This is a genomic window from Kitasatospora arboriphila (assembly GCF_039528095.1).
Taxonomy (GTDB): domain Bacteria; phylum Actinomycetota; class Actinomycetes; order Streptomycetales; family Streptomycetaceae; genus Kitasatospora; species Kitasatospora arboriphila.
This window is the reverse complement of record NZ_BAAALD010000031.1, coordinates 26,587-53,433: the sequence shown is the minus strand read 5'-3', so window position 1 is coordinate 53,433 and position 26,847 is coordinate 26,587. Positions and strand designations below refer to the sequence as shown.

Sequence of the window (26,847 nt, the reverse complement as noted above, 5' to 3'; positions counted from 1 at the left end):
TGTTGTCTGAACCAATTTCGGGATCGCGTGCCCCCGGCGTGCCTTATGCCTCTGTCGGCAGGGGTGTGCCCCGGCCGAGCCGACGAGTGATCTCCGCGTCCATGCCGTCGGCGATCTTCTTGTCCCGCTCGCTGGTTGCGTGCTGGTAGATCAGCGCCGCCCGGACGGAGGCGTGCCCCATGCGGGCCATCAGCTCCTTGAGGCTGGCCCCGGTGGCGGCGGCCATGGTGTTGCCGGTGTGGCGGAGGTCGTAGAAGCGGAAGCCCGGCATGCCCGCCATGGCACGAGCCTTGCGCCAGATCCGTCCGAAGCTGGTCCGGCGGAACGGGGCGCCCTTCTCGCCGACGAAGACGAGTCCCTGCGGCTCCTTCTCGGCGAACAGTTCCAGGTGCATCCGGGCGTCCGGGAGCACGGCCGCCGGGATGGTGATGGTCCGCTTGCCCGCCTCGGTCTTCGTCTCGCCGAGGGCCCGCCGGCCAGTGTTCAGCTCGGGGGCTGCGAGGCGGATTCGGACCGTACCGGCCACGAGGTCGAGGTCCGACCGCCTCAGTTCGGCCAGTTCCTCCGGGCGGAGCGTCGTGAAGGCGCCGAGCAGGACCATCAAGCGCCAGCGAGGGCCCACCAACTCGGCCAGCTCGTAGACCTGCTCGACGGTCGCGATCCCACGCTCTTCGGCCGACTCCTTGCCAGCCCCCTTGATCCGGCACGGGTTGCGGCGGATCAACTCGTCGTCGGTGGCGGTCGCCATGATGGCCTTGAGCAGCCTGTACGCCTTCGCCGTGGTCGTCGGCTTGCCGGTCGCCAGCAGCTCGGCCCGCCAGGTCCGGACGCGCGGCGGCGTGATCTCGTCCAGGTCCCACTCGCCGAAGGTCGGTACGAGGTGCAGCCGGAGCAGGCGCCGGTACAGCTCCTGCGTCGTGGGCATCAGCCCGCGCTCAGTGACCCATGCTTCGGCGTACTTCGTGAAGTTGACGGCCCCGGCGTCCGGGTCGCGCCAGTCCTTCTTGCGGATCGTGGTCTGCATCTCGGCCAGCCAGTCATCCGCGTCAGCCTTGGTCTCGAACGTCTCCGGTGCCGGGCGAAGCAGGCCGTTCGGGTCGAGGTATCGAGCCTGGAAGCGGCCGGACGGGAGCTTGCGAATCCGGCCGAACTGCCGGCGCTTGCCTGCCATCAGGCCACCGCCCGCAGCCGACGGGACCGCCGGGTGACCGGCTGGACGGTGTTGGCGGTGATGAAGTCGGCGAGCGCAGCCGCGGGGATGCGGACGTGTCGGCCGACCTTGACGAAGGCGATGCGTCGTTCTGCGATCAGGCGGCGAGGGAAGCGCTCCCCGCTGGTCTCCCAGGTGCCGAGGCGTTCGGCGACCTCCTTGACTGTCATCAGTCGATCCATGCCAGTTCCTCCCCCTCTCGCGCGAGCTGCGCGTACATCTCCTGTCGATCGGTGGTGCGTCGTTCGTGCAGCTCAGCCGCAATGGTGGCGGCGAGCATGGACTCCCCCGGGCTGTTGCCTGCCCCGGCGAAGGCCCAGTGGGCGACCACGAGGGTTTCGGCCTCGGGCAGGTCGTCCAGGTCCGGGAGACCGGCGGCCAGGAGCCGGTCCCGGAGGTCGGCGCGGGCCTGTTCGGCGCGGAAGTTGGCGCGGACCTGGCGGAGCGCGCCGAGGGTGGTCGAGTAGGTGGGACTCTTGCTGGAGAAGTGGCCGCGGAAGCCGAGCATGTGCGACCAGTGCGCCAGCAGCCGGTCCGGGTACAGGCCGTCCAGGTCCCAGCACGCCTCGATCAGGCGGCGGGTGTGCGCCGGGAGCTCGTAGCGGTCGAGCTCGTGACGCTCCAGGATGCGGCGGTCCACGGTCTCGGTCGTCTCGGCGCTCTTGGTGGCGTACTTGGCGACGTAGGAGGCGACGGCCTGTTCGGCGATCTCCCCGGCGGCGAAGGCCCCGATCGGGCGCACGTCCACCTGCTTGCCCCACTGGAGGACCCGGGCGGGCAGGTCACCGGCACCGGGCACGGGGACGCCAGCGGTGCGGGCGGCGGCGCGGATCGCGTCGTCCAGCAGCGTCACGGTCGCCCACGCTGGCGGCGGGGTGTCCGGGCCGTTGGGGCCGTCGATGCGGATCACGGCGTGGAAGTGCACGGCCCCGCGCCGCTGGTACTCGGCAACCTTCCCGTACGAGATCCGGGCGTGCTCGGGTAGTTCGGTGCGGGTGAGTCCGGCGCGCTTGGCCACTTCCCGGCGCAGGGCGATGGTGAAACGTCGCCACAGGTCGGGGGCGTGGTTGTTCCACAGCACGGCGTGCGCGTAGTCGTAGCGCTCCGGATCGAGTGGGGTGCCGAGCACGGAAGCGCCCGCGGGGTGGGTCAGGCCGCAGCGGCACGCGCCCATGTCGGGCCGGTTGTGGACCAGACCGAACGACGGCGCGGTGAGCGTGGCGAACACCCTCGGGTGGGAGCGGACCGAGGTGGCCACGCCCTTGTTCTGGTCTCCGGTGAGTCCGGCCCGGATCAGGTGGAAGGTGTCGGCCGAGTAGGTGCGGGCGCACGAGGGACAGCGGGAGGCCCGCCGGTTGCCGCAGGCGACCTTGAGGCGGTGGCCGGGTTCGTGCTCGGTCGAGTACCGGTGCCACACCGCGCCGGTCGGGGCGTGGACCAGGGTGCGGAAGCCCTTGAGGTGGATCGGGTTCGCGCAGCCGCCGGTACGGCGGATCTGCTCGTGGAGCTTGGGCAGGTCACCGCGGGAGGCGAGGCGGGCCAGGTCCGCTAATGCGAGCCGGTCCGCCTCGGCGGTGGGCCGGTGGGTCACCACGCGGTCCCTGTCCCGTGGCAGGGGTGGCAGTCGGGCCCGGGAGTCGGCTCTGTGTCCTGGCGGCGGAGCCAGGTGAAACCCCAACCGAAGCACTCCGGGCAGCGGCCCGACTCAGTGGCCGACGGTTCGTCCAGGACCAGGACAACCGTGGTCTCGGCGGTGGTGGTCGGGGCGCTCATGCGGCCACCGCCAGCACTCCGGCCCGCCGGGCGCCGTGGGCGGTGCAGGGACGGAAGTACGGGCTGTCGTCGGTGGCCTCGGCGAGCGGGATCGGCACCCAGCCGGTGTGGCCGTCGTTCTCGGCCCACACTCGGACGTGGCACGGGCAGGCCCCGCCCAGGCCGTACAGGTGGCTCACGCAGTCGCACGGCACGGACAGGCCGACCGTGCCGGACAGCGTACCGTCCAGGTCGACGACCCGCAGCGTGCCGAAGCAGGACGGGCAGGCAACCGCCGAGTTCGAGGCGGGGGAGAGCGAGGGGACCAGCGTTGCAGGCATGATGGAGGCTCCCTTGAGAAGAGGGGCGAAGGGGACGGCGCGTCGGCTTGGCGGCATGAGCGCGCCGTCCCCGCTGCAGTTGCTTGGCGGTGATAAATCTAGTGTGGACTAGCGAGGACTAGTGGGCAACCCCTAGCGTGCGATGTGGTGGCCTAGGTAGGTGGTGCTGGCTACCCTCAACTCCATGAAGGTTTCCGCCGATGACGAGCGCCCGAAGTACGTGCAGGTGGCCGACACGCTCCGGGATGAGATCGAGTCCGGGGCCCTGCGGCCCGGGCAGAAGCTTCCCTCTCACCGGGAACTGGCCCAGCGGTTCGGTATTGCCGAAATGACTGTGCAGCAGGCACTTCGCATCCTGCGGGACCGGGACGGCCTGATTACGTCGGCCGCCGGCAGGGGTAGCTTCGTCCGCTCACACTCGGAGGTCTCGGACTCGGAAGAGTCGGAGCCGAGCGTTAACGAGCAGATCGACCACCTCTCAGCAGAGCTTCGGCGGCTTGCCGAGCGAGTGGCCAAGCTGGAACAGGCGGCAGCAGAACAGTCCTGACTCACCCTCACAGCCTCACCTCCACACATCAGTTCGGATGATCTAAGGATGCGCTGGCCGATCAGTGATGACACTGGGGCAGGTGTCTCCTGATGGCGCACTCGAAAGCAGGCGACAGGGGGAGCGCAGACTGTGGGCACGTCAGCCGGAACCATCGGTCCCATGAGGACCGCATTCAGCAACCTGCTTCGGGAGCTTCGGGCCAGCCGGGGAAAGTCGCTGGCCGATCTCGCCAGCCTGATCCACTTCAGCCGCGGATACATCGGCAACGTAGAGACCGGAGGCAAGTTTCCAGCGCGGGCATTTGCCGAACTCGCCGACACGGCCCTTCAAGCACACGGCGAGCTTGTCCGAGCATGGCAACTCGCCGACGACGAGGAGCGTGCGACGGAACAGACCCGGCGCCTCATGGCCGCGTCGGTGCGAGAGTCCGAAACGCTCGACGCACTCTGCGGAAGCCGTCCGGACACCGGGTTCGTCGGCGAAGCCGTGAGGTCCCTGGCCGTCGCCTACCTTGGGACGCCGCCAGGGCCGATGCTGGCAGAAGCCACACAGCTCCGCAGTGAACTGGTGGACCGCATCAAGAAGGGCGGTGTTCGCCCCGAGGATGAGAACGACCTGGTCCTTGCCGCCGGACACCTCTCAGGCATCCTGGCCTACGCAGCACTGGACCTGGGAAGCCCTGACGCCGCCGTCGCTCACGCGCGCGCCGCATGGAGTTGCGGTGATCGAGTCGGAGACAACGCGCTCCGGGCCTGGACCCGAGGCACGCAAAGCCTGATCGCTCGCTTCCAGAGCGACTACGAGCGGGCCTTGGAGTACATCCGAGACGGGGAGCAGTACGCGGCCGGTGGGACGGCCAAGCCTCGAATCCTCTGTGGGCTCGCTCAGTGCATGGCGAACCTCGGCAACTCGACCGAGGCAAACAGCGCTCTCGATGCGGCTCAGACGGCGCGTGAGCAATCGCGCATACCCGATTCCATGCCCGGTCTCTTCGAGTTCTCCCAGGCCAAGCAGCACTACTACGCCGGCAGTAGCTTGATCTGGCTGAACGGCAGGGAGAACGCCGAGCGGGCCGAGCGCGAGGCTACGCAAGCCATCCGGATGTGGGAGGCCGAGTCGCCCGAGACGCGATCCCTCGACGACGAAGCGTTGGCTCATGTCTACCTCGGCACGGCCCGACTCCAACTCGGTGAACTCGACGGCGGGATGGCTGCGATTCGCCCGATCCTCGACCTGCCGGAAGAGCGCAAGATCTCCTGGATCGGCAAGCGTCTCGACCGGTTCCAAGGCATGCTCCTGCAGCCGCCCTACCGCGGTTCGCTCGTGGCCAAGGATGCAGTCGAGGAAATCCGCGCACTGAACTGAGCGCCATGCCAGCTCGCCTGGAGCCCGACGGGTTCCGGAGTGGGATAGGGAGGTGGTGAGAGTGGAGTGGTTACGAGTTTCGCTACTTCATCAAGGCTCGCTTCGCTCGCGGCGCTCGCCGCACCGCTCGCCGTCGCTCCTGTCTTCGCCCCGTTCCCGGCGGCGGCCGGCGGCGCCAGAGCTGGCGGCCGGAAGTGGCAGAGGTCCCAGACCCGCCGTGGCCGGGGGCGGGCGGCTCCACGGTTTTACCCACCTGCCAGGACCGGGACCCGCACCGAGCAAGAACGGGGGGCCACTCGGCCAAATTGCGGTCAGGCCCAGAAGCCCTGACCGAGTCGCAACAGCTTACGGCCCCCCGATCATGCTCGGACCCGGACCAGACAGGACACCGGCCAAAACCGTTCCGTCGCCCTCGCAGCCGTCTTCCCGTCTCCCCGGTGACGTGGCAAGATCCATGCGACGCGGCATGGAGCCGCAGCTCACGTGTCAGGGGATGTGTTCTGCATGGGCGCCTTTCAGTGGGCCTGTCTTGTGGCCGCCTGGGCTTTCACGCTCGTGCCGGGCATCGCAGCGGTCTCCCGTGGCTGGCTGCTTCCCTGGTTGAGGGGCCGCGTTCCGTCGCCACGGTTGTGGGGAACTGGTGAGATCACACTGGGTCTGGGCATCACAACCGGGATGATCAGCTCGCACTGGCACTCTCTTGCATCGCTGGTTGGAACAACCGCGGGCCTCTGCTTGGGCCTCTGTGGTCTAGGCATCCTGGCGAAGGCGCAGCGTCCCAGTTGAGCCAGCCGCTCCTGAGCAGCTGATGAACTGTGCCAGATATGTGCCAGATCAAGCGGTACGCCACGGCTAGTCAGAGTCACCAGCGGGCCAGTTCGCTGGCCCGCGCCAAGGTGGCATCCACGCAGGTCACGCGGAGTGTCCACCTGCCGCCCTCCGGAGGCGGGGTTCTGGGGATGGCTGTTGGGTGCGCCTGCGGTACGGTGCCCGCCATGACGTCCGAGGAGAAGCAGCCGAGTTGTCCGGAGTGCGAGCAGCCCCTGTCCATGGGGGCAATGGCGCTCTGCAAGCGTGAGGACGACGGGGCGCGTGTCTGCCGCGGAGTCTGGGGATGCGGGCAGGGGCACGTCTGGTGGAAGTGGGCGGACCGCCCGGCTGACCCGTTGGAGGTCTGCCCACATCCGGAGCTGTTCACGGGCTGATTGTCGTGCCCTATCCATGCCCCAAGGAACGGGCATGAGCGGTAAATCACGGTAACCAGCATGCCTCGCCGATCACGCTGTGGATCTCTCCGGATTAGCAAAACTGCATGTCAGAGTCGTTGCATGTGACAGGAGTTGGCGAGATTCCCAAGCTTAGAGCGCGAGTTCGATTCTCGTCGCCCGCTCCATGAGGAAACCCCAGGTCGATGACCTGGGGTTTCTGCTTTGTCCGGGGCTCTCCGGGAGCCGTGCAACAGGTCTGAGTCCGCGCGGTACAGTCCGGCCGACGGCCACCGGGAGGGGCGGGTATGAAGGCCCGGATACGCACGTGCCGGAACGTGCTGTGGAGAGTGATCTGCCTCGCCGGCTTGAGCGCCGAGGTCTTCGCCGGTCACGCCTGGTGGCGGCCGCTGGCGGCGGTGACCCTGCTCCTCGGCGTGGCCACCACGGTCGTCGAACTGCGGGACCACGTCAACGGGCGGCGGTCCGGAGCGCGCGTCGGAACGCACCCGGCCGGCCGATGAGACTCCGTCAGAACATCGCCCGGACCCGCCGTGGGAGCTGATCGTTCTCGGGTCCGCCCCGAGGTGCAGGTCTTCACCGCGGACGGTCCGCTTCCCGACGGGAACTCCACCGCGGAGGAGATCGACAGGCGCTGCGCGCAGCTGCGAGCCGTCTCCGCGCCGGTGACGTCCGAAGAGGCGGCGGCGTTGGCGGCGTGCTTCGGCCCGGACGACTGTTACGGCGTCGCGTGGACGTTGCTGCACCTCGTCGAGACGGGCCCCGGCCCGGTGCCGGTTGTGTCGCCCCCCGGCCCGGACGCCGACGACTGGCACCACGCCCTGTGGGCGCGGTGGGGCGATCCGGGTGACCAGGACACCTAGGCTCCGGCCCGCCCCGTGCAGGGCTACTGCGGCAGCAAGACCTTCCACCGCTGTTCGCGGATCCGCTGTCCGGCGCGTCGCCCGTGAGGCGTACAGTGCGGGCCCTGAGGCGAGGAGGGCGCGTTGGAGAACCCGTTCAGGGGCGGCGGTCCGCTGGACAAGACCGTGCCGTACTGCCAGTTGGCCCTGTCCGTGGCCCTGCTGGGCGACGGCCCGTCCCGGTGGCGCACGGCGGCTCCGCGCTCTGGGCCCTGCTCGGGGCCTCCTGATGGCACTCGCCTGCTACGAGATCTACAAGCAGCTGCGGTCGCGCTTCCGTCGGTAGGGCGGCGCGGGCCCGGGTACTGAGCACCGGGGCACCGGAGTTGATCGAATGGTGCTCGCATGCGAGCGACACGGACCGTGTCGATTGTGTGACGGTGCGTGTGTTAGGTTCCGTGCGAACCGGCAGAGATGACCCCGGCGGTGCGGCAACACCCCGGGGCGCGGCACCAGGAGCGAACACTCCCCATGCACATCCATCGTACCGAACCGGCAGTGAACTTCACGGTATTGCCGAATGTCACCCTGCAGAACCGGCGGCTGAGTTATGCCGCGCGCGGGCTGCTCAATGACCTCCTCTCGCGGAAGGACGGCTGGCGCGAAGACGGCCGGAGCATGGCCGACAGCTGCGTGGAGGGCCGGAGCGCCGTTGCCAAGGCGCTCCGCGAGCTGACCGCGGCGGGCTACTACTGGGTCGTCAAGCACCAGGGCGCGGACGGCAGGTGGTACAGCGCGGTCCACGTCTACGACATGCCGCAGCAGGTCGCACCGGCTGCCGATGTTCCGGGGTCCGGTCGGCCGGACAGCGGTGGACCTGGCACTCCTTTAAAGAACCTGGAAAAAGAACCCACCCTCCCTGTCCCGCCGTTGGAACCGGAACCGGCGGAGGAGGGGCCGGTCGAGGCCGAGCCCGCACCGGCGGAGTCCGGGCCTTCGCCGACAGAGGCCGAGCCTGTACTCGCGGAGCCCGGGCCGACGACCCGCAGGCGGGCCGTCGTGCGGTCGGACGACCGCACGGACGAGGCCGTGTCGGTGCTGTTCCGGGTGATCCGGCCTGAGCCCCGGCTCCGCCTCGGCCGGGCCGAGGCCCTGCGGCTGGCGCCGCTGGTCGCCGGCTGGCTGGAACGGGGCAGCAGTCCCGCCGACCTCTCCCTGGCGCTGCTCCAGTGCCTGCCCGCCACGATCCACTCGGCGTTCGGCGTGCTGCGGCACCGCCTCACCCGCAAGATGCCCCCGGTGCCGGAGGCCCGGCCGCCCGCGGTCGCCCGGTACGCGGAGTGCGACAGGTGCCACGACCCGGTGCCGCGGCCCGGGATCTGCCGCGCCTGCGCCGGACTCGGCGCCAGACAGGTCGCGGTCGGCACCGGCGAGGCGGCCACCCGGCGGGGTGCGGCCCTGGTCCGTGCCGCCATGCGGAGCGCGAGCGGTGCGGCAGCCGCGACCGGCTAGGGCGATGCCTCGACGGTGACGGGTGCACCACCAGGTGCCCCCAGTGCCCCTGAACCGACCTCCCGAGTGCCCTCTGAAGTAACTCCTAGGCGCGGGGGTGGAGTTGGACGAGGGCGTGGGTGCCTTCGGTGCGCCAGGCAGGGGCGGTGGTGTCGAGACGGGTGACGGTGGCCTGCGACAGGCCCGTCACCACGTCGGACTTGAGGGTGCGCAGGGCGGCGACGGGGGAGGGGAAGTGGCCCGCCACATCGGCGAAGGGCGTGGTCGGCGGCCAGTGGCGGTCGTCCACCAGACGGCGGTAGTTGAGGTCGCCCTTGAGGACGGTCAGGGCGGCGCCGGAGAGTTCGGCGCGCAGGTCGGCCGGCATGTCCCGGTAGGGCAGCGGCGCGCAGGAGAACGGGTGGGCCGCCACCCGCAGGGTGCCGCGCTCCACGGCCCGCCAGAGGCGCTCGCCGACCGCCCGGGCCGCGGCCCCGTCCGCCGCACGGAGGCGGCCGACCGCGGCGAGGACGTCCGCCATGGTGGCGTCGGAGACGAAGTACGGCTGCGGCTTCACGTGCAGCACGACCCGGGTGGCCGCGTCCGCGGCCAGCAGGTGGTCGATCAGGACGAGGTCGGGCAGCAGTTCCCGGGCGGCGTTGTCGGCGATCAGGCAGACCGTGCCGCCCCGGGCCCGGGCCAGTGCGGCCAGCAGCGGTTCGCTGTCGTCGGCGACCGGGTCGGGGACGGCCGCGCCCTCCGTCCCGGCGGCCATCCGGAAGCTGAGGTCGGCGCGGTTGCCCCAGAGGGCGGAGGAGAGCAGGGCCCGGGTGCGTTCCTCCTCGGGCAGGTCGGCGAGCGCGTCGAGGGCGGCGAGTTCGCCGTCCACGGCCTCGCCGGCCAGCTCGGCGTCCTTGAAGGGCGCGTAGGGGTCGATGCCGTGCCAGGGCCCGGGCCGGAAGTACCCGGTGGCGTCGAGCAGCCGCCGGTGGAACCAGCTCTCCGCCCACAGGAAGGGCGCCTCGCTCCACGGCCGGCCCCAGAGCCCCACGCCCCGGGCGAGCCACGCCTCGCGGTCGTGGAGGGCGGGGCCGGGCGGCTCCAGCAGGCCGTCGGTGCTCTCGGCGAGCAGCGCTTCGACCGCGGCCCGTTCGGCAGGCCCGTACGGCCGCGCCGCCAGCACCTGCCGGACGAGCTCGGGGTGCCGTTCGTGGAAGACGCCCCACGGGAAGGAGCCGGGGACGTCGATGCGGATCACGGGTGCGGTCGGCACGGCGGGCCTGTCTCTCGGCGGTCGGACGGCGGTCGGACGGCGGTCCTCCCCGACCCTAGGGCAGTCCCGCCCGCAGCGCCGGGACGGCGCCGTGCACCGGGTGCCCGTGCCGCGTACGGTGGCCGGAGGAGCGACCGCACCGGCATCCGCACCCCGACGGGAGCAGCCCGGGATGACTCGGCAGTTGATCACCAGCGCGCTTCCGTACATCAACGGGATCAAGCACCTGGGCAACATGGCCGGGTCGATGCTCCCGGCGGACGTCTGCGCCCGGTACCTGCGCCAGCGCGGGCACGAGGTGCTGTACATCTGCGCCACCGACGAGCACGGCACCCCGGCCGAGCTGGCGGCCCAGGAGGCGGGCCTGCCGGTCGCGGAGTTCTGCGCGCGGGCGCACGAGCGGCAGAAGGAGGTCTACGAGGGGTTCGGCCTCTCCTTCGACCACTTCGGCCGCAGCTCCTCGCCGCAGAACCACGGGATCACCCAGGAGATCGCCCGGCAGCTGCACGCCAACGGCTTCGTCGAGGAGCGGGCCGTCCGCCAGGTGTACTCCGTCGCGGACGGACGCTTCCTGCCGGACCGGTACATCGTCGGCACCTGCCCGCACTGCGGGTACGAGCGGGCCCGCGGCGACCAGTGCGAGAACTGCACCCGGGTGCTCGACCCGACGGACCTGCTGCGGCCGCGGTCGGCGATCAGCGGCAGCGCCGACCTGGAGGTCCGCACGACGAGGCACCTCTTCCTGCTCCAGTCCGCGCTGACCGGCGAGGTCGAGCGCTGGATCGACGACCGCGCCGGCTCCTGGCCGGTGCTCGCCTCGTCGATCGCCCGCAAGTGGCTGGCCGAGGGCCTCCAGGACCGGTCGATCACCCGCGACCTGGAGTGGGGGGTGCCGGTGCCGGCCGACACCTGGCCGGCCCTGGCCGCCGAGGGCAAGGTCTTCTACGTCTGGTTCGACGCGCCGATCGAGTACATCGGCGCCACCGAGGAGTGGGCCGACGCCGCCCCGCCCGGCGAGGTCCGGGACTGGACGTCCTGGTGGTACGAGGCCGACGACACCGTCCGCTACACGCAGTTCATGGCGAAGGACAACGTCCCCTTCCACACCGTGATGTTCCCCGCCACGCTGCTCGGCTCGCACCGCCCGTGGAAGAAGGTCGACCGGGTCAAGGCCTTCAACTGGCTGACGTACTACGGCGGGAAGTTCTCCACCAGCCGGAAGCTCGGCGTCTTCACCGACGCCGCGCTGGAGCTGCTGCCGGCCGACCACTGGCGGTGGTTCCTGATGGCGCACGCCCCCGAGTCGGACGACTCCAGCTTCACCTGGGAGCTCTTCGGGGCCGTGGTCAACAAGGACCTCGCGGACACCTTCGGCAACCTGGTCAACCGGGTGCTCTCCTTCTCCCACCGGCGGTTCGGCGACACCGTCCCGGCGGGCGGCACCCCGGGGGAGGCCGAGCGGCGGCTCGGCGAGCGGGCCGCCGAGCTGCTCGCCGGGTACGAGTCCGCACTCGAAGCGCTGGAGTTCCGCAAGGCCGTCCGCGCCCTGCGCGCGCTGTGGAGCGCGGGCAACTCCTACCTCGACGCCGAGGCGCCCTGGCAGCAGGTGAGGACCGACCCGGAGGGCGCCGCGCTCACCCTGCGCACCGCGATGAACGTGATCCACCTCTGCGCGGTCGTCTCCGAACCGTTCGTGCCGGCCGCCTGCCGGACGGTGCGGGACTGCTTCGCCGCGCCGGAGGGCTCCGCCGCCCGGACCCGGCGCTGGATCGGCCCCGAGGAGGCCCGCTCCCTCGACCTGCTGCCCGCGGGCACCGGCTTCACCGTCCCGCCCGTCCTCTTCGCCAAGGTCACCGACGAGCAACTGGCCGGCTGGACGGCCCGCTTCGGCGGCGGGGCCGGCGACGGACGCCCCTGACACGGTGACAGGACCCGGCCGGACGCACGGAAGGACGGTCGCGAACGGCCCGCCTCGGGTAGGGTGGCGGCACTCCAGCAAGGGACGGATCGAGGAGGTGGGACCCATCGACGCAGGTGCAGGCTGGGTGCTCTCCTCGTACGGCCGGACGGCACGACCGCGGTAGCGGTCGCGGGAGCGCCCCTCGGCGGTTCCCGAAAGGCTCCCGTTGTCCTCTCATTCCTCCCGCAGTACCGGTTCTTCCGACCTCCTCCGCTCGCTCCCCGAATTCCCGCCCGTGGTGGTGCGGCTGCGCGCCGCCGGCTGCGTCTTCGCCGAGGACGAGGCGGAGCTGATCCTCGCCACCGCCCGCTCGGCGGCCGAACTCGACACGATGGTGGCCGCCCGGGCCGCCGGCCGGCCGCTGGAGCACGTGCTCGGCTGGGCGGAGTTCTGCGGCCTGCGGATCGCCGTCGACCCGGGGCTGTTCGTCCCGCGGCGGCGCACCGAGTTCCTCGTCCGGCAGGCGGCGCTGCTGGCCGGCCCCTCCGCGGTGGTGCTCGACCTGTGCTGCGGCGTCGGAGCCCTGGGGGTGGCGCTCGCCGCCGCCGTCGGCCCCGGGGCCGAACTGCACGCCGCGGACGGCGACCCGGCGGCCGTCCGCCGCGCCCGCCGCAACGCCGCCGCGGTCGGCGGCACCGTCCATCTCGGCGACCTCTACGAGCCGCTGCCGACCGGCCTGCTCTGCCGGGTCGACGTGCTGCTCGCCAATGCGCCGTACGTGCCGACCACGGCGATCGGGCTGCTGCCCGCGGAGGCCCGCGAGCACGAGCCGCGGGTCGCCCTGGACGGCGGCGCGGACGGCCTGGACGTGCAGCGGCGGGTGATCGCGGACGCGCCGCGATGGCTCGCGCCCGGCGGGCACCTGCTGGTGGAGACCAGCGAGCGGCAGGCCCCCACCACCCTGGCGGCCTGCACGGCGGCCGGGCTGACCGCCCGGACCGCCGTCTGCGGGGAGATGGACGCCACCGTCGTGATCGGCACGCGGTGAGCCGCCCGGCGGGGGTTCAGGAGGAGCCGGTGATCAGGCCGAGCCGGCCGTCGAACCGCCGGTAGAGCACCCGGCCGCGGCCGTCGCCGGGGTGGGCGTAGAACAGGAAGGGCAGTTCGGCGCCGGCCAGCCGCTCCGCGGCCTGCCGGTCGTCGAGCGCGGGCGCGCCGTGCGGGCTGACGGTCAGCGGTGCCGTGCAGCCGCGCGGCGGGGCGGCGGCGATCGTCCTGGCCAGCCGGTAGCCGGTCGGGCCGACCCGGTAGACGACGGCGTCGGTCTCGGTGGCCGGGTCGGTGAACAGGTGGATCCGGTAGTCCATCGCGTCCAGGGTGCGGGCCGCGGCGTCCGGCGAACACCACACCAGCGACGGCGACTTGACGCGGGCGATGACCTGCGGGCCGGCCGCGGGCGGGATCGGCGGCAGCGGCGGCCGGGACGGCTGCGGCCAGGCCCGCGGCGTCCAGGTGCCGGTGACGGCGGTGATCCGGCGGCGCAGGCCCTCGGCCAGCCGGTCCAACGCCTCGCCGAGGCCGCGCGCGGTCTCCTGCACCCGGATCCGCCGGCCGTCGACCTCGGCGTTGACCTGCGCCAGCCCGGCGGGGGTCAGCCGGACCCGCAGCGACTCGACGAGCGCGTTGGCGCAGTCCGCGGCGGCCGCGATCCGGCCGCGGGCCTCGTCGAGGACCTCGCGCGGGACGCCGTCGAAGGCCTGAACAGTGATCGCCTCGGTCATGTGGACCGCTCCTCCTGCCACTGGTGTCGGACGACTGAACGCACCCCTGTCCTTACCCAACTCCGCGCCCCTGCCCTCCGAAAGGGCCGAACGACCCGGTCACGGGCTCGTCCGGCCGATCCGGGGCCCGCCCTTCCGGGTCTGCCGGGGGGCGGCCGCCGGTGCGACGGCCGCCCAGGTCCGCTCCGCCTCGCGCAGTTCGGCCTCCCGCCGGACGCACCCGGCGAACCACAGGGCGCCGCCCGCGACCGCGGCCGGAGCGAGCACGGCGAGCCCGAGCAGCCCGGGTGCCGGGGTGAGCCAGAGCACGGCGGTGAGCGCGGTGCCGAGCCACCAGGTCAGGCAGCCGAGCGCGGCCGGGCGGGCGGAGCGCGGCCGGTCGTCGCCGGCCCGCAGGTCGGCCAGGGCGGGCAGCCACCAGACGTTGCCGGCCGCCGCGAGGGCGGCCGCGCCGATGGCCGGGACGATGTGGCTCACGGCTGCTCCTTGTTCGTACGGGGACGGCGGTGGGGCCGCCCCCGCCCCGACGGGGGAGGACGGGGCGGGGACGGGGACTTCGGGTCAGTCGTCCTGGCGGTGGCGCCGGCCGACCGGTGTGTCGTACGCCGCCGGGGCGACACCGGCGAGGTGCTCGGCCGGCCTGCCGTGGTGCTCCAGGTGGTCGCGGGCGGCGATGTCGGGGTGGTGCAGGTCGAAGGCCGGGGATTCGGAGCGGATCCGGGGCAGTGCGGTGAAGTTGTGCCGCGGCGGCGGGCAGGAGGTCGTCCACTCCAGCGAGCGGCCCCAGCCCCACGGGTCGTCCTCGGTGACCTTCTCGCCGTACTTGGCGGTCTTCCAGACGTTGTAGAGGAACGGCAGGATCGACAGGCCGAGCAGGAACGAGCCCACGGTGGAGACGGTGTTCAGCGTGGTGAAGCCGTCCGAGGCCAGATAGTCGGCGTAGCGGCGGGGCATGCCCTCGGCACCCAGCCAGTGCTGGACGAGGAAGGTGCTGTGGAAGCCCACCGTCAGCGTCCAGAAGGTGATCTTCCCGAGCCGTTCGTCGAGCATCTTGCCGGTCATCTTCGGCCACCAGAAGTGGAATCCGGCGAACATCGCGTACACCACCGTGCCGAACAGCGTGTAGTGGAAGTGCGCGACGACGAAGTACGAGTCGGAGACGTGGAAGTCGATCGGCGGGGCGGCCAGCAGCACGCCGGTGAGGCCGCCGAAGAGGAAGGTGACCAGGAAGCCGGTCGTCCAGAGCATGGGGGTCTCGAAGCTGAGCGAGCCCTTCCACATGGTGCCGACCCAGTTGAAGAACTTCACACCGGTCGGCACCGCGATCAGGAAGGTCATGAAGGAGAAGAACGGCAGCAGCACCTGGCCGGTGACGTACATGTGGTGCGCCCAGACGGTGACCGACAGGCCGGCGATCGCCACGGTGGCCGCGATCAGGCCGGAGTAGCCGAACATCGGCTTGCGGCTGAAGACCGGGACGACCTCCGAGACGATGCCGAAGAACGGCAGCGCCAGGATGTAGACCTCGGGATGCCCGAAGAACCAGAACAGGTGCTGCCACAGCATGGCGCCGCCGTTGGCCGGGTCGAAGACGTGCGAGCCGAACTTGCGGTCGCACTCCAGGGCGAGCAGGGCCGCCGCGAGCACCGGGAAGACGATCAGCACCAGGACGGCGGTGAGCAGCACGTTCCAGCAGAAGATCGACATCCGGAACATCGTCATGCCGGGGGCGCGCATGCAGATGATGGTGGTGATGAAGTTGACCGCGCCGAGGATGCTGCCGAAGCCGGACAGCGTGACACCCATGATCCACATGTCGGCGCCGACGCCGGGGGAGTGCACCGCGTCGGAGAGCGGCGCGTAGAGGAACCAGCCGAAGTCGGCGGCGCCCTGCGGGGTGGCGAAACCGGCCGCGGCTATCAGCGAGCCGAACATGAACAGCCAGTACGACAGCATGTTGAGCCGGGGGAAGGCGACGTCCGGGGCGCCGATCTGCAGCGGCATGATCCAGTTGGCGAAGCCGGTGAACAGCGGCATCGCGAACAGCAGCAGCATGATCGAGCCGTGCATGGTGAATGCCTGGTTGAACTGCTCGTTGGAGAGCAACTGCGTCCCGGGCCTCGCCAGTTCGGCCCGCATGACGAGGGCGAGCACGCCGCCGACCAGGAAGAAGCCGAACGCGGACCACAGGTACAGCGTGCCGATCGCCTTGTGGTCGGTGGTCGTCAGCCACCGCACCAGCCGGGCCCCCGGGCGCTGCCGCCCGCGGGCGGGCCCGCCGGCCGTCCCCTCCGTCGCCTCGATGGCAGCCACCGGACGCTCTCCTTCGCTCGCTCGCCGAACCCTTGACCGCCGCACGGCGGTTCGGAGGTGTGGCAAGCGGGTGCAGGGGCATCCGGGTGCGCTCCGGCCGGCGGCGCTCCATGCTCCGCCGCGGCCGGTCCGGTGTCCCAGGGCCGTTGGACCCCGCGGCCCCGGGCCCACCGTCCCCGGCACGGTGACGTTCGGCTCCGCCGTCCGACCCCATGCTGCGTATGCGAACCCATAGGGGCGGGAGTCCCGTCGGGCCCCGCGGGGGAAGGTCAGTGGCGGTCGTGCGTCCGGTCGGAGGCCACCTGGGTGGCCAGGACGGCGGCCTGCACCCGGCGTTCCACGCCCAGCTTGGCCAGCAGCCGCGAGACGTGGTTCTTGACGGTCTTCTCGGCCAGGTAGAGCCGCTCGCCGATCTGCCGGTTGGTCAGCCCCTCGCCGACCAGCTGGAGGATCTGCGTCTCGCGTTCGGTGAGCGCCGGCAGCGGGGACGGCTGCGGGGCGTCCGCCCGGCGGCGCAGCCGGGCCATCAGCCGGCCGGTCGCGCCCGGGTCGAGCAGCGACTGCCCGGCGGCCACCGTGCGCACGGCGGAGACCAGGTCGGTGCCGGAGATCTGCTTCAGCACGTACCCCGAGGCGCCGGCCATGATGGCGTCGAGCAGCGCCTCCTCGTCGTCGAAGCTGGTCAGCATCAGGCAGGCCAGCTCAGGCATCCGGGAGCGCAGCTCCCGGCAGACGGTGACGCCGTCGCCGTCCGGCAGGCGGACGTCGAGGACGGCCACGTCCGGGCGCAGCGCCGGGACGCGGGCGAGCGCCTGCTCTGCGGTGGCGGCCTCCCCCACGACGGTCAGCCCGGGGTCGGAGTCGAGGAGGTCCTGCACACCCCGGCGCACCACTTCGTGGTCGTCGAGCAGGAAGACCCGTACCGGACCCCCGGCACCCGTCCGTACCGTGCCGTCGAGCATGGCACCTCTCCTTCCCCGGCCCGTCCGCCGTGGAGGGGCCACCGCATTCTCCCCGGCCGCCCGCGGCCGCCGACAGGGCCGGACGGCCCTGCTTGCGGCACCCGCGGCCGGCCCGGGATCGGGAGGGCGCACCCTGCCGCGGCGGCCGCGGCGACGCCGGACCGAGGAGGCCGACGGCGGTTCTCGTGGAGGTCGACCTGCCCGGGGCGACCACCGGACAGTACGAGGAGTTCCACGCGCGGCCCGCCCGGGAGGACGGCATCTTCGCCGGCTGCCCGGCCCACGTCGCGGCCGTGACCGGCGACGGCGTCCGGGTCGTCGACCTGCGGGACTCCGCGGGGTCGACGAACCGTTTCGCGGAGCGGATGCGGGCCCTCGGCGTCGGAGTGCCCGGCGTGTCGTACACGGTGCACGAGGTGCACCGCCATGACCTGCCGCCGCAGGGCCGACCGGCGGCCGCCGGGCCGCGCGCCGCGGCCCGTACGGCTCCGGTCCGATCAGGCCGGGCAGGTCAGCGCCAGCCGGATCGCGTCCGCCAGCCCCTGGCGGTGGCCCTCGCGGAACTCCTTGGTGCGGGAGGCCAGCAGGGAGACCGTCCACTGCATCCGCGGCACGCCGGGGATCGGCGCCAGGCCCGCGCCGTACGGCTGGGCGGCCAGGCCGGTGGGCAGCATCGCGCAGCCGAGCCCGGCCGTCACGGTGGCGTGCACCCCGTCCATCGAGCCGAGTTCGAGGCTCTCCGGCGGCTCGCCGCCGCGCAGCCGGAGGAACTCCGGCAGCCAGCGCTGCGAGGGGCAGTCCGGGTCGGCGACCACGACCTGGTGGCAGGCGAGCGGCGGTCGCGCCCCGGCGCTGGTGCTGGGGGTGAACTCCAGGTCCTGGACGGGGATCTCGGTCGGCGCCTCGGGCCGCTCGCGGACGGCCGAGGCGCGCTCGGCGAGCACCGCGGTGCGGGCCCGGTCGGCCGCCCGGCCCGGAGCCCCGCTGAGGACCGGGACGGGCGCGGCCGGCGCCGGGCGGTGCTCGCGCCCGGTCAGCAGGATCGCGCCGTCCAGGCCGCCGGCCCGCAGGGCCGCGTGGATCTCCGCGGTGCCCATCACCCGCAGCGCGAGCTGCACACCGGGCAGCAGGCGGCGGCCGAACTGGGCGATCCTGGCGAGTTGTTCACCGTACGCCAGGGCCGGCACCAGGCCGACCCGCAGCCGCGGTGCGGTGGCCGAGGGGCCGCGCAGGGCCTCCTCCATCTCGCCCACCAGGGTGAGCAGTTGGCCGGCGTAGCCGCGGAGGGTGGAGCCCGCGGGGGTGAGCCGCACCCCGTTGGGCAGCCGGTGGAAGACCGGAGCGCCGACCTGCCGCTCCAGGGCGCGCATCTGGGCCGTCACGCTCGACTGGGAGTAGCCCAGTCGGTGGGCGGCGCTGGTGAACGAGCCGGTTCTGATGACCTCGCAGAACGTTCTCAGGGTCTTGACGTCGATGTCCACTGCTGCTGCTCCCGCATGCCGCCCGTGTGGTGCCGGTGTGGTGGTGGAGGCGGGCGCCGGCGGGCGGCGGGGGCGCCGGAGTGCTGGCTCCGGCGCCCCGCGACCGCCGCGGCCGTCAGGCCAGGTCGTGGGCGTCGACCAGCGGGAAGTCGAGCTCCGGCTCGGCGACGTGGTTGAAGAAGTTGGACAGCACGTTCAGCGCGACGTGGCCGACGATCTCGGCGATCTCCGCGTCGGTGACGCCGGCCGCGCGGGCCTCGGCCAGCACGGTGTCGGAGACCCGGCCGCCGCTCGCCATGACCTCGCCGGTCAGCTTGAGCACCTGGTCCATGTGCGGGTCGGTGTCGGTGCCGCGGCGGGTGTCGAGCAGCTGCTCCTGGCTCAGGCCGACCTTGCCGCCGCGCATGGTGTGCGCGGAGACGCAGTAGGTGCAGCTGTTGCGCTGGGCGATGAACAGGGCGAGCTGCTCGCGCTGCTTGGTGCTGAAGGTGCCGCCGACCAGGGCCTCGCGCATCGCCAGGTAGCCGCGCAGGGCGGCCGGGCCGTTGGCGAGCGCCGCGTACAGGTTCGGGACCTTGCCGAGCTGCTTGAGCGTGCTCTCCAGCAGCTCGCGCTGCTCCTCGTTGGCGGTCTCGGTGGTGAGCAGGGGCAGACGGGACATGGCGTCTCCTCGGTTGCGGCGGAGATGGAACCGATCGGTACCAAACAGCTAGGACGGTACCGATCGGTACCGACTTTCGTCAACGCCCATCGAAAAATCAGAACCGAGTGGTACCGTTTGCGGATGCCGAGCAATGCGAGAGAACGACTCCTCACCGCCGCTGAGCGGCTGTTCTACGAGGAGGGCATCCGCGCGGTCGGGGTCGAACGGATCCTGAGCGAGTCCGGCGTCGGCCGCGCGTCCTTCTACCGGCACTTCCCGAGCAAGGACGACCTGGTCGTCGAGGTGCTCCGGCGCCGCGACGCCGCCTGGCGGAGCTGGCTGACCGACACCGTCGAAGCCAGCCCGCGCGGCACCGACGACCTCGCGCTCGCACTCTTCGACGGACTCGCCGAGCGCTTCGCCGCGGCCGACTTCCGCGGCTGCGCGTTCATCAACACCATGGTCGAGGAGGCCGACCCGGCCAGCCCCGCGCACCGGGTCGCCGCCGAGCACAAGGAGAAGGTCATCGAGTACCTCGACGGCCTGCTCGCCGCCGCCGGGTACCGCGGCCACCGCACCCTGGCCGGACAGCTCGCCCTGCTGGGCGACGGCGCGATCGTCGCCGCGCTCCGCGAACGCACCACCGACGCCGCACCCCGCGCCCGGGCCGTCGCCGAGGCGCTGCTCGCCACCGCCGAACGCGAGGAGCACCTGCCGCTGCCCGACTGCTGAACCGGGCCGGCCGGCCGGGGCATCCCGGTCACCCGTCCGCGAACCGCGCGGCCAGCTCCGCGCGGCGCACCTTGCCCGACCGGGTCCGCGGCAGCTCGGCCGCGAACTCCAGCCCGCGCGGCACGAACACGGGCGCCAGTCGCTCCGCCGCCCGCGCCAGCAGTTCGCCGCGCAGCCGGGCGGCCCCGGCTCCGTGCGGCAGCTCGTGACGGGTCGTCACCACCGCGTACGGCACCAGCCCGCCGGCCGGATCGGGACGCGGCACCACGGCCGCGTCCGCGACCTCCGGGTGCCCGCGCAGCACCGCCTCGATCTCCACCGGCGACACCCGGTGCCCGAACGACTTGAACACCTCGTCCAGCCGGCCGAGCAGCCGGATCGAGCCGTCCGCGCAGCGCTCGCCGACGTCGCCCGTCCGGTACAGGCCGTCGGCCAGCGCGGCGGCGGTGCGCTCCGGGTCGTCCGCGTAGCCGGCCATCAGACCGGCCGGGCGCTCGGCGAGGTCGAGGCAGACCTCGCCCGCCTCGCCCCGGGCACCGGTCGCCGGGTCGCGCAGCACCACCGTCCAGCCGGGCAGCGGGTGCCCCAGCGGCGAGATCGGCGCCGGGTCGTCCGGGGTGCGGCCGATCAGCGCGGTGGCCTCGGTCTGCCCGTAGCCGTCCCGCACCTGCACCTGCCAGGCCGCGGCCACCGCCGCCGACACCTCCGCGGTCAGCTGCTCGCCCGCCGCGGTGGCCTCGCGCAGCCGCACGGCCGAGCGGGTGCGGTGCAGGTGCGGCAGCATCGCCCGCCAGGCGCTCGGCGGGGCGCAGAAGCTGTCCGCGCCGTGGTCGGCCAGCACCCCGGGCAGCACCTCGGGCGGCAGGCCGCCGTCCGGCGGCGCCAGCACCACGGCCTCGGCCGTCCACGGGACGAAGAAGCTGCTCCAGGAGTGCTTCGCCCAGCCCGGGGCGGACAGGTTGAGGTGCCGGTCGCCCGGCCGCAGCCCGTTCCAGTACAGGCTCGACAGGTGCCCGACCGGATAGCTGGCGTGGGTGTGCTCGACCAGCTTCGGCAGCGAGGTGGTGCCCGAGGTGAAGTAGCAGAACGCCGGATCGGCGGAGCGCGTCGGCCCGTCCGGCAGGAACGGCACCGGTGCGGAGCGGGTGTCCGGGTAGCGCGTCCAGCCGTCCGCCGGGCGGTCGGTGAGCGCGATCCGCAGCCCCGGCACCGGCAGGCCGTCCAGCAGCGCGGCCGCCTCCGCGGAGCAGAGCACGTGCCGGATCCGGCCGCGCCCGATCCGGTCCGCTGCCTCCTCCCGGGTCACGTCCTGGTACGAGGGCACCACCACCGCGCCCAGCTTCAGACAGCCGAGCAGGCTCTCCCACAGCTCGGCGCGGGTGCCGAGCAGCAGCAGGACGCGGTCGCCCCGGCGCACCCCGAGGCCGGCCAGCGCCGCCGCCAGGGTGTCCGAGCGGGCCGACAGCTCGGCGAAGGACAGCTCCTCGGCCACGGACGTGCGGCCCTCGGCGTCCGGCGGGGAGAGCAGCCGCAGCGCCGGCCGCGGATTGTCCGCGGCCACCACGTCGAACCACTCCAGCGCCCAGTTGAACTCCGCCGCGCGCGGCGGCCGGAAGGCGGCGCAGGCCGCCGCCCGGTCGCCGCGCAGCGCCAGCAGCAGGTCGCGGGCGGCCCGGTACTCCTCGTGCGCGGCCGTCCGGCGGTGCGTCCACCACGCCGCGGGGCGCCCGCTCACCGGGCGGCCCGCCCGGCCAGCGTCCCGGCGGGCTCGGCGGCGGTCTGCCGGGCCTGCGGCGCCGCCTCCGCCAGCAGGGCCTCGGCGATCGCGTCGGCGTCCCGGGTGAAGGCGCCCCACGGGCCCGGCCGGCCGCTGCCGACCTGGGTGAACCAGCGGGTGTGCTCGCTCGGGATGCCGAGGACGAACATCGTCCGCTCGATCCCGCCGTCCGCCCGCACCGGGTGGAAGGGGGTGTCGGTGGTGGCCAGGCCGCCGGTGTCGAACGCGCCGCCCGCCCAGGAGTTGACGAAGGTGCGGATCACCCCGTCGGCGAGCAGGCCGCGGATCAGCGGGTCGCGGTCCGAGCGCAGGTCGGTGCTCGGCACCCGGGCGTCGACCAGCGCGTCCAGCCGCACCCGGGAGTCCTCCACCTGGCCGGACTCGACGGTGAAGCAGCCCAGGTCGCGGTCGGCCCGGAAGCGGGCCGCCGGACCGACCGGCTCCAGCACCCCCGCCGCCAGCAGCGCCAGGAACTGCTCCGAGCGCTGCGCCGGCGGGCCGGTGGAGATCACCGCCGCGACCGGGTTGAAGTCCGCCAGGAAGCGGCGGTGCGAGTCCGGGGTCAGCCCGCCGAAGTCCACCACCGAGCGGATGGTCGCCCGGACGTCGCGCAGCACGTCGCTCGCGGCCTTCACCGGGCCCTCGTAGTTGCCCAGGACGGCGTCCGCGAGGTCCTCGCGCAGCCAGTCGGCCAGCTCCTGCCGGTACTCCGCGGGGGAGGCGAACCGGCGTCCGGCGAACGGCCGGGCCAGGCGCCACAGCGCGTCCAGCGGCTCGCCGGCCGGCCCGAAGCCCTCCGCCAGCACGGCCAGCGCGGCCGGGCTCGGCGGCTCCTCCCGGTGGACGGCCGCCGCCGCCTCGCCGAACTCCCGCTCGGCATCCGGCCCGACGGCGTGCCGCAGCCGGGTGCCGAGCAGCACGATGTTCATCTCCGCGAGCAGCCACGGCAGCACCTGGGACTGGAAGTCCAGCGGCCCGGCGGCCCGCAGCGCGGCCATCCGCTCCGGGGTGAACAGCCGTGCCCGGTACCGGAACTCGGCGGTCTTCTGGTTCCGGCCGCGGGTCAGCAGCGGAATGCCGCTGCGGGAGGCCGGCACGATCCTCGGCTCCCGCCCGCTCGGCAGGTAGCGCAGGCCGCCGCCCTCCGCGGGCAGGAACCGGCCGCCGCGGCCCAGCGTCAGCGCCGAGACCACGTCGTAGAAGGTCAGCCCCATGCCCAGGACACCGACGGTGGCGCCCGGCGGTACGGCGTCCAGCGGCATCTCGGCGGCCGAGTCGCCGACCACGTACCGCAGCGGCGGGTGCTCCTCGGCGAAGTTCAGCCACTCGCGCTGCTGCTCGTCCAGCTCGTTGGTGGGGTGGCCGGAGGCCAGCACCAGCCGGTCCACGGTGATCACGTCCCCGCGGTCCAGCCGGACCCGGTGCACCGGCTCGCCCGTGCCGCCCCCGGCCGGGCCGCGGTCGGTGGTCAGCGCCCTGGCCTTCACCGGACGGATCGTCAGCCCCGGCACCCGGGCGTCCAGCACCAGGCCCAGCACGAAGCGCAGGTACCGGCCGTAGACGACGCGCGGCGCGTACCCCTCCGGGTCGGCGTTCTCCGGATCGGCGACGGCCCACCACTCGGCGAGCGTCGGGCCGGCGCCCGGTCTCGCCGGGCCGCCGTCGGACGGCCCCGAGAACATCGTGACCTCGCGCGCCGGGGTGTTCATCAGGAACCACGGCGACTGCTCCGGCCGCCAGATCCGCCCGGCCCCGATGCAGTACGGGTCCACCGCGGTGACCTCCACCGGCCGGGCCGGCGGCCGCTCGGCGCACCGGGCGACCAGCCGCTCCAGGATCGACAGGCCGCGCGGCCCGCCGCCGATCAGCCCGATCCGCAGCGGCTCGGGCGCGGCCGGCGCGGCCACCGGCTCCGGCGCCTCGCGGGCGGCCTCCCGGTCGTGCTGCTCGGCGACCCGGCGCAGCATCAGCGACAGCCGGTTCGAGGTCATCGCACCGGACCGGCCGACGGTGGCCAGCAGCGGCATCGCGCCGACCTCCGACCAGCGCAGCCGCCCGTCGTCGCCGATCGTGCCGCGGGCCGCACCCCGGTTGTCCGGGTGCAGGCAGTACGGGATGTCCAGGACACCGCGGTGGAAGGCCCGCAGCAGCGCGGTGCCGACGTCGTCGGAGAGCGACAGCACCGCGGTGATCAGCGCCCGCGCCTCCAGCAGCACCTCGCCGGCCTCGCCGGAGCCCTCGCGCGGGGCGTCGGCCAGCTCACGGCGGGTGCGCCGGGCCTGCGCGGCGGCGGCCCGCAGCGCGGTCAGGTTCTCGGCCACCGTCGGGATCCGGTGCGCCTCGGTCTCGGTCTTGACGATGAGGCGCTCCGCACCGCCGCGGACGGCGAGGTCGGCGCTGCGCTTGAGCAGCAGGCCCGCCCCGGCCACGCTCCGCGGGAAGACGCCCATGTACGTGTAGAGGACGACGTGCCGGTCGACGGTCGGCGGCAGCAGCTCCTCGGCGAGCAGGCGGAGGGCGGCGAGCGCCTCGACGTCCTGCTGCGGGCTGGTCTGCTGCGCGTAGCTGAGCGAGACGCTGGTCATGCCGTTCTGGGCGAAGAACAGGCACTCCAGCACCGACATCGCGACCAGCAGCGACGGCGGGCAGAGCTGCCCGAGCAGACAGCCGCCGAAGGACTCCAGGTGCGCGCGGATCCCGTTGGCGCGGCTCTCCTCGGCGAGGAAGCGGGTGGCCTCCCGCCAGGCGGCGACCGACTCGGCGAGCGGCGTGCGCCCGTACGGCAGGCAGTACGAGACCGGGCCGCCCTCACTGGTGCCCAGGCCCGCGGCGGCCATCGTGCGGAAGATCGCCCGCGGGTCGGCGGAGCCGTGCCGCACCTGCACCGGCGTGTGCCGGCCGGCCGCGGCGGCGACCTTGGCGGTGATCCGGGGGCCGTGCCCGACCAGCGGGAAGCCGTTCAGCGGCTTGCCGGCCCGCACGGCCGCGACGGCGGCGCTGTGGTCGCCGACCCGGGTGTAGCTGTCGAGGGTGATGGTGCCGACGGTGCGCTCCGAGAGCCCGGCCACCGCGGTCAGGCCGGCCGCCATCTCGCTGGGGACGGCCATGCCCATGCGGGGCTGGACGACGAGCTCGCCGGCGCCGGCGGCGGCGCGGACGTAGGCGCCGAGGTCCGGTGGGGAGGCGGGTGAGCGGGTCACGCGGCGGCCCGCTCGGTACAGGTGGCGGGCAGCTGGGCCAGGTACGACAGCAGCACGTCGGGCTTGGTGCCGTCGCTGTGCACCTGGTCGAAACCGGCCGCCAGCAGCTCGGCGGTGCGCTGCTCGGCGCCCTCCGGCGAGATGCCCAGCAGACCGCCGATCACCAGCGGGATGTCGCCGGTGCTGCGCTCGGCGCGCAGCGCCCGGGCCGCCCGCAGGCCGTCCAGGTGGCCGTGGCCGTTGACGGAGCTGAACACCACCAGGTCGGGGCGGGTCAGCTGCGCGGTGTCGACGAGCAGCTGCTCCGGCACGCACGGACCCAGGTTGAGCACCGAGTGGCCGTTCTCCTCCAGCAGCAGCTGCAGGTACACGAGGTTCCAGGTGTGCGCGTCGGAGGACCCGGTGGTGAGCAGCACGCGGCGGCTCTCGGCGGGCTCCGGCGCGGCAGCGGCGGGGCGCAGCGGGTACGGCGTCAGGGTTCGGGTGGGCGACATGGCTACTCCTCGGGTGGCGACGGGGCTGTGCCGGGCGGGTACGGGCGCGGCCGCGGGTGGCGGGCGCCCGTCGTGCGGCGGCCGGGTACCGGGGCGCCGTGGTGGGCGCGGCTCCGGTACCCGGCAGCGGTGCGGACGACGGGTCAGGCGCCGGCGCCGACCCCGGTGGTGATCTCGTCCGCCTCGGGTGTGCGGGCCGAGGCCGGGCGGGCCCGGACGGCGAGCACCGTGCAGCCCTCGGCGCTGGACATCTGGTGCCGGGTGCCGGGCTCCTCCACGACGAGGTCGCCGCGGACGAAGCGGCGGCCGTCGCTGTGGTCGAGGACCCCGTCGAGGACGAGCATCAGCTCGTGGCCGAGGTGCTCGTGGAAGTCGCCGTGCGCGCCGGGCGGGAAGCGCAGCAGCAGGGCCGCGGAGTCCTCGCCCCGCTCCGCGTCCGGGCCCCACAGAACGACGAACTCCACGCCCACGCGGCCGGGTTCGGTCCACGGGACCCAGGGCAGGTCGGTCTGGTCGAAGCCGTTGCGCAGTACGTCGCGCATCACCGTCACGTCAGGCACGGGCCACCTCCGAGGTGCGGACGACGCCCCAGGGCAGCGGCCCGGAGACGATCGGGGCGCCCATCAGGGAGCCGAACTCCCGCCAGGCGCCGTCGTAGTTGGCGACGCCGGGGCGTCCGAGCAGCTCGCTCAGCACGAACCAGCTGTGCGCGGACCGCCAGCCGATCCGGCAGTAGACGACGGTCGGCGCGTCCTTGTCGAGCTGGCTGTAGAGCGCCTCCAGCTCCTCCGCGTCGCGGAAGGTGCCGTCCGGGCGGACGGTCGCACTCCACGGGATGTGCTGCGCGGACTCGGCGTGGCCGGGTCGCACGCCCTGGTCGTCCGGGACGCCGGGCGGAGCGGTGCGCTGGCCGAGGTACTCCTCCAGCGAGCGGCAGTCCACCAGGTTGATCGCGCCGATGCCGCCGAGGACGGTGTCCCGGTGGGCGCGCAGCGACGCGTCGAGCGTCCGGACGGGGTACTCCACCGGCGTCCGGACGGGGGCCTCGACGGTCAGGTCGCCGCCGAGCGCCTCCCAGCGGGCGCGGCCGCCGTCCAGCAGCCGCAGTTCGCGGTGGCCGTGCAGCCGGAACTGCCAGTAGCCGGCCGCGGCCCACCAGTTGCTGTTGCCGCTGTAGAACACGACGGTGTCGTCCGGGCCGATGCCGTGCCGGCCGAGGAGGGCGGCGAACGCCTCCGGGCCGATCAGGTCGCGGCGGACGCGGTCCTGCAGGTCGGTCGTCCAGTCGAGGCTGACCGCCCCGGGTATCCGGCCGCCCGGGTTCGGGCCGCCGTCGGTGATCTCGACGAGGACGACGCCCCCGTCGGAGCCGTGGGTCCGGACCCAGTCGCAGTCGACCAGGACGCTCTCGCGGTCCATCGTTACTCCCTTCGGATCGCTGGGCCGGCCGGACCGGCGGCCGGGGGGCCCCCGGCCGCCCGGGGGCCCCCCCGGCGTTTCCCGGCCCCCTCGCG

24 protein-coding genes are annotated in these 26,847 nt (G+C 73.3%); 8 read left to right on the top strand and 16 right to left on the bottom strand.

The annotated features are described in order from the left end of the window. Nucleotides 1-43: 43 nt before the first annotated feature. From ABD353_RS17725 to ABD353_RS17710, 4 genes are all read right to left on the bottom strand, one after another. Nucleotides 44-1,171, bottom strand: a complete 1,128-nt coding sequence (locus ABD353_RS17725; RefSeq protein ID WP_344624584.1) for a tyrosine-type recombinase/integrase — start codon at nt 1,169-1,171, stop codon at nt 44-46. Further along, entirely contained in the window at nt 1,171-1,380 is a 210-nt protein-coding gene (locus ABD353_RS17720) for an excisionase family DNA-binding protein (RefSeq protein WP_344624583.1), read from the bottom strand. The genes ABD353_RS17725 and ABD353_RS17720 overlap by 1 nt, the downstream gene beginning before the upstream one ends. After that, entirely contained in the window at nt 1,380-2,801 is a 1,422-nt protein-coding gene (repSA, locus tag ABD353_RS17715) for a replication initiator protein RepSA (RefSeq protein ID WP_344624582.1), read from the bottom strand. The genes ABD353_RS17720 and repSA overlap by 1 nt, the downstream gene beginning before the upstream one ends. Nucleotides 2,802-2,979: 178 nt before the next feature. Continuing rightward, complete coding sequence (locus ABD353_RS17710; RefSeq protein ID WP_344624581.1) at nt 2,980-3,303, bottom strand: hypothetical protein; 324 nt, start codon at nt 3,301-3,303, stop codon at nt 2,980-2,982. 184 nt (nt 3,304-3,487) lie between these two features. On the opposite strand from ABD353_RS17710, the gene ABD353_RS17705 reads away from it, so the two are divergent. The 5 genes from ABD353_RS17705 to ABD353_RS17685 all read left to right on the top strand — a co-directional run bounded on the left by ABD353_RS17705 (nt 3,488) and on the right by ABD353_RS17685 (nt 8,798). Then, on the top strand, nt 3,488-3,850 hold the full coding sequence (locus ABD353_RS17705; RefSeq protein ID WP_344624580.1) for a GntR family transcriptional regulator: 363 nt from the start codon (nt 3,488-3,490) through the stop codon (nt 3,848-3,850). A gap of 162 nt (nt 3,851-4,012) precedes the next feature. Further along, nucleotides 4,013-5,218: a helix-turn-helix transcriptional regulator gene (locus tag ABD353_RS17700; protein WP_344624579.1), complete on the top strand. Its 1,206-nt coding sequence runs from the start codon at nt 4,013-4,015 to the stop codon at nt 5,216-5,218. A gap of 1,573 nt (nt 5,219-6,791) precedes the next feature. Then, nucleotides 6,792-6,947, top strand: coding sequence for a hypothetical protein (locus ABD353_RS17695; protein WP_344624578.1), 156 nt, complete (start codon nt 6,792-6,794; stop codon nt 6,945-6,947). 30 nt (nt 6,948-6,977) lie between these two features. Continuing rightward, nucleotides 6,978-7,307 (top strand): hypothetical protein, encoded by a 330-nt coding sequence (locus tag ABD353_RS17690; protein WP_344624577.1) that lies wholly within the window; start codon nt 6,978-6,980, stop codon nt 7,305-7,307. 657 nt (nt 7,308-7,964) lie between these two features. After that, nucleotides 7,965-8,798, top strand: coding sequence for a hypothetical protein (locus tag ABD353_RS17685; RefSeq protein ID WP_344624576.1), 834 nt, complete (start codon nt 7,965-7,967; stop codon nt 8,796-8,798). Between the two features lie 85 nt (nt 8,799-8,883). On the opposite strand, the gene ABD353_RS17680 is transcribed toward ABD353_RS17685, so the two are convergent. Further along, on the bottom strand, nt 8,884-10,050 hold the full coding sequence (locus tag ABD353_RS17680; RefSeq protein WP_344624575.1) for a damage-control phosphatase ARMT1 family protein: 1,167 nt from the start codon (nt 10,048-10,050) through the stop codon (nt 8,884-8,886). Nucleotides 10,051-10,222: 172 nt separating this feature from the next. Between ABD353_RS17680 and metG the strand changes: the two genes are divergently transcribed. Beyond that, nucleotides 10,223-11,968 carry a methionine--tRNA ligase gene (gene metG / locus ABD353_RS17675; protein ID WP_344624574.1) on the top strand — a complete coding sequence of 582 codons (1,746 nt, stop codon included), beginning with the start codon at nt 10,223-10,225 and terminating at the stop codon, nt 11,966-11,968. A 277-nt stretch (nt 11,969-12,245) separates the two neighbouring features. Further along, complete coding sequence (locus ABD353_RS17670) at nt 12,246-12,998, top strand: putative protein N(5)-glutamine methyltransferase (RefSeq protein WP_344624573.1); 753 nt, start codon at nt 12,246-12,248, stop codon at nt 12,996-12,998. A 16-nt stretch (nt 12,999-13,014) separates the two neighbouring features. On the opposite strand, the gene ABD353_RS17665 is transcribed toward ABD353_RS17670, so the two are convergent. From ABD353_RS17665 to ABD353_RS17640, 6 genes are all read right to left on the bottom strand, one after another. Next, nucleotides 13,015-13,731, bottom strand: coding sequence for a sigma 54 modulation/S30EA ribosomal C-terminal domain-containing protein (locus ABD353_RS17665; RefSeq protein WP_344624572.1), 717 nt, complete (start codon nt 13,729-13,731; stop codon nt 13,015-13,017). 99 nt (nt 13,732-13,830) lie between these two features. Next, nucleotides 13,831-14,208, bottom strand: a complete 378-nt coding sequence (locus ABD353_RS17660) for a hypothetical protein (protein ID WP_344624571.1) — start codon at nt 14,206-14,208, stop codon at nt 13,831-13,833. Between the two features lie 84 nt (nt 14,209-14,292). Further along, nucleotides 14,293-16,044 (bottom strand): aa3-type cytochrome oxidase subunit I, encoded by a 1,752-nt coding sequence (gene ctaD, locus ABD353_RS17655; RefSeq protein ID WP_425555181.1) that lies wholly within the window; start codon nt 16,042-16,044, stop codon nt 14,293-14,295. A gap of 269 nt (nt 16,045-16,313) precedes the next feature. After that, on the bottom strand, nt 16,314-17,006 hold the full coding sequence (locus tag ABD353_RS17650; protein ID WP_344624570.1) for a response regulator: 693 nt from the start codon (nt 17,004-17,006) through the stop codon (nt 16,314-16,316). Nucleotides 17,007-17,503: 497 nt separating this feature from the next. Continuing rightward, nucleotides 17,504-18,487, bottom strand: coding sequence for a LysR family transcriptional regulator (locus tag ABD353_RS17645; protein ID WP_344624569.1), 984 nt, complete (start codon nt 18,485-18,487; stop codon nt 17,504-17,506). A 115-nt stretch (nt 18,488-18,602) separates the two neighbouring features. Further along, nucleotides 18,603-19,148 (bottom strand): carboxymuconolactone decarboxylase family protein, encoded by a 546-nt coding sequence (locus ABD353_RS17640; RefSeq protein WP_030273068.1) that lies wholly within the window; start codon nt 19,146-19,148, stop codon nt 18,603-18,605. A gap of 123 nt (nt 19,149-19,271) precedes the next feature. On the opposite strand from ABD353_RS17640, the gene ABD353_RS17635 reads away from it, so the two are divergent. Then, a complete protein-coding gene (locus ABD353_RS17635; RefSeq protein ID WP_344624568.1) occupies nt 19,272-19,862 on the top strand; it encodes a TetR/AcrR family transcriptional regulator in 591 nt (196 codons plus the stop codon). Nucleotides 19,863-19,890: 28 nt separating this feature from the next. Here the strand turns inward: ABD353_RS17635 and ABD353_RS17630 are convergent, their stop codons facing one another. From ABD353_RS17630 to ABD353_RS17610, 5 genes are all read right to left on the bottom strand, one after another. Continuing rightward, a complete protein-coding gene (locus tag ABD353_RS17630) occupies nt 19,891-21,597 on the bottom strand; it encodes an AMP-binding protein (RefSeq protein ID WP_344624567.1) in 1,707 nt (568 codons plus the stop codon). Continuing rightward, complete coding sequence (locus tag ABD353_RS17625; RefSeq protein ID WP_344624566.1) at nt 21,594-24,839, bottom strand: FAD/NAD(P)-binding protein; 3,246 nt, start codon at nt 24,837-24,839, stop codon at nt 21,594-21,596. The genes ABD353_RS17630 and ABD353_RS17625 overlap by 4 nt, the downstream gene beginning before the upstream one ends. Beyond that, nucleotides 24,836-25,333 carry a cobalamin B12-binding domain-containing protein gene (locus ABD353_RS17620; RefSeq protein WP_344624565.1) on the bottom strand — a complete coding sequence of 166 codons (498 nt, stop codon included), beginning with the start codon at nt 25,331-25,333 and terminating at the stop codon, nt 24,836-24,838. The genes ABD353_RS17625 and ABD353_RS17620 overlap by 4 nt, the downstream gene beginning before the upstream one ends. 143 nt (nt 25,334-25,476) lie before the next feature. Next, a complete protein-coding gene (locus tag ABD353_RS17615) occupies nt 25,477-25,893 on the bottom strand; it encodes a cupin domain-containing protein (protein WP_344624564.1) in 417 nt (138 codons plus the stop codon). After that, nucleotides 25,886-26,752: a sulfurtransferase gene (locus ABD353_RS17610; RefSeq protein ID WP_344624563.1), complete on the bottom strand. Its 867-nt coding sequence runs from the start codon at nt 26,750-26,752 to the stop codon at nt 25,886-25,888. The genes ABD353_RS17615 and ABD353_RS17610 overlap by 8 nt, the downstream gene beginning before the upstream one ends. Nucleotides 26,753-26,847: the final 95 nt, after the last annotated feature.

Coding starts and splice junctions, on each gene's coding strand:
- ABD353_RS17635 (WP_344624568.1), top strand. CDS start 19,272: ATGCCGAGCAATGCGAGAGAACGACTCCTCACCGCCGCTGAGCGGCTG.
- metG (WP_344624574.1), top strand. CDS start 10,223: ATGACTCGGCAGTTGATCACCAGCGCGCTTCCGTACATCAACGGGATC.
- ABD353_RS17640 (WP_030273068.1), bottom strand. CDS start 19,148: ATGTCCCGTCTGCCCCTGCTCACCACCGAGACCGCCAACGAGGAGCAG.
- ABD353_RS17725 (WP_344624584.1), bottom strand. CDS start 1,171: ATGGCAGGCAAGCGCCGGCAGTTCGGCCGGATTCGCAAGCTCCCGTCC.
- ABD353_RS17685 (WP_344624576.1), top strand. CDS start 7,965: ATGGCCGACAGCTGCGTGGAGGGCCGGAGCGCCGTTGCCAAGGCGCTC.
- ABD353_RS17720 (WP_344624583.1), bottom strand. CDS start 1,380: ATGACAGTCAAGGAGGTCGCCGAACGCCTCGGCACCTGGGAGACCAGC.
- ABD353_RS17620 (WP_344624565.1), bottom strand. CDS start 25,333: ATGTCGCCCACCCGAACCCTGACGCCGTACCCGCTGCGCCCCGCCGCT.
- ABD353_RS17650 (WP_344624570.1), bottom strand. CDS start 17,006: ATGCTCGACGGCACGGTACGGACGGGTGCCGGGGGTCCGGTACGGGTC.
- ABD353_RS17700 (WP_344624579.1), top strand. CDS start 4,013: ATGAGGACCGCATTCAGCAACCTGCTTCGGGAGCTTCGGGCCAGCCGG.
- ABD353_RS17705 (WP_344624580.1), top strand. CDS start 3,488: ATGAAGGTTTCCGCCGATGACGAGCGCCCGAAGTACGTGCAGGTGGCC.
- ABD353_RS17610 (WP_344624563.1), bottom strand. CDS start 26,752: ATGGACCGCGAGAGCGTCCTGGTCGACTGCGACTGGGTCCGGACCCAC.
- ABD353_RS17710 (WP_344624581.1), bottom strand. CDS start 3,303: ATGCCTGCAACGCTGGTCCCCTCGCTCTCCCCCGCCTCGAACTCGGCG.
- ABD353_RS17665 (WP_344624572.1), bottom strand. CDS start 13,731: ATGACCGAGGCGATCACTGTTCAGGCCTTCGACGGCGTCCCGCGCGAG.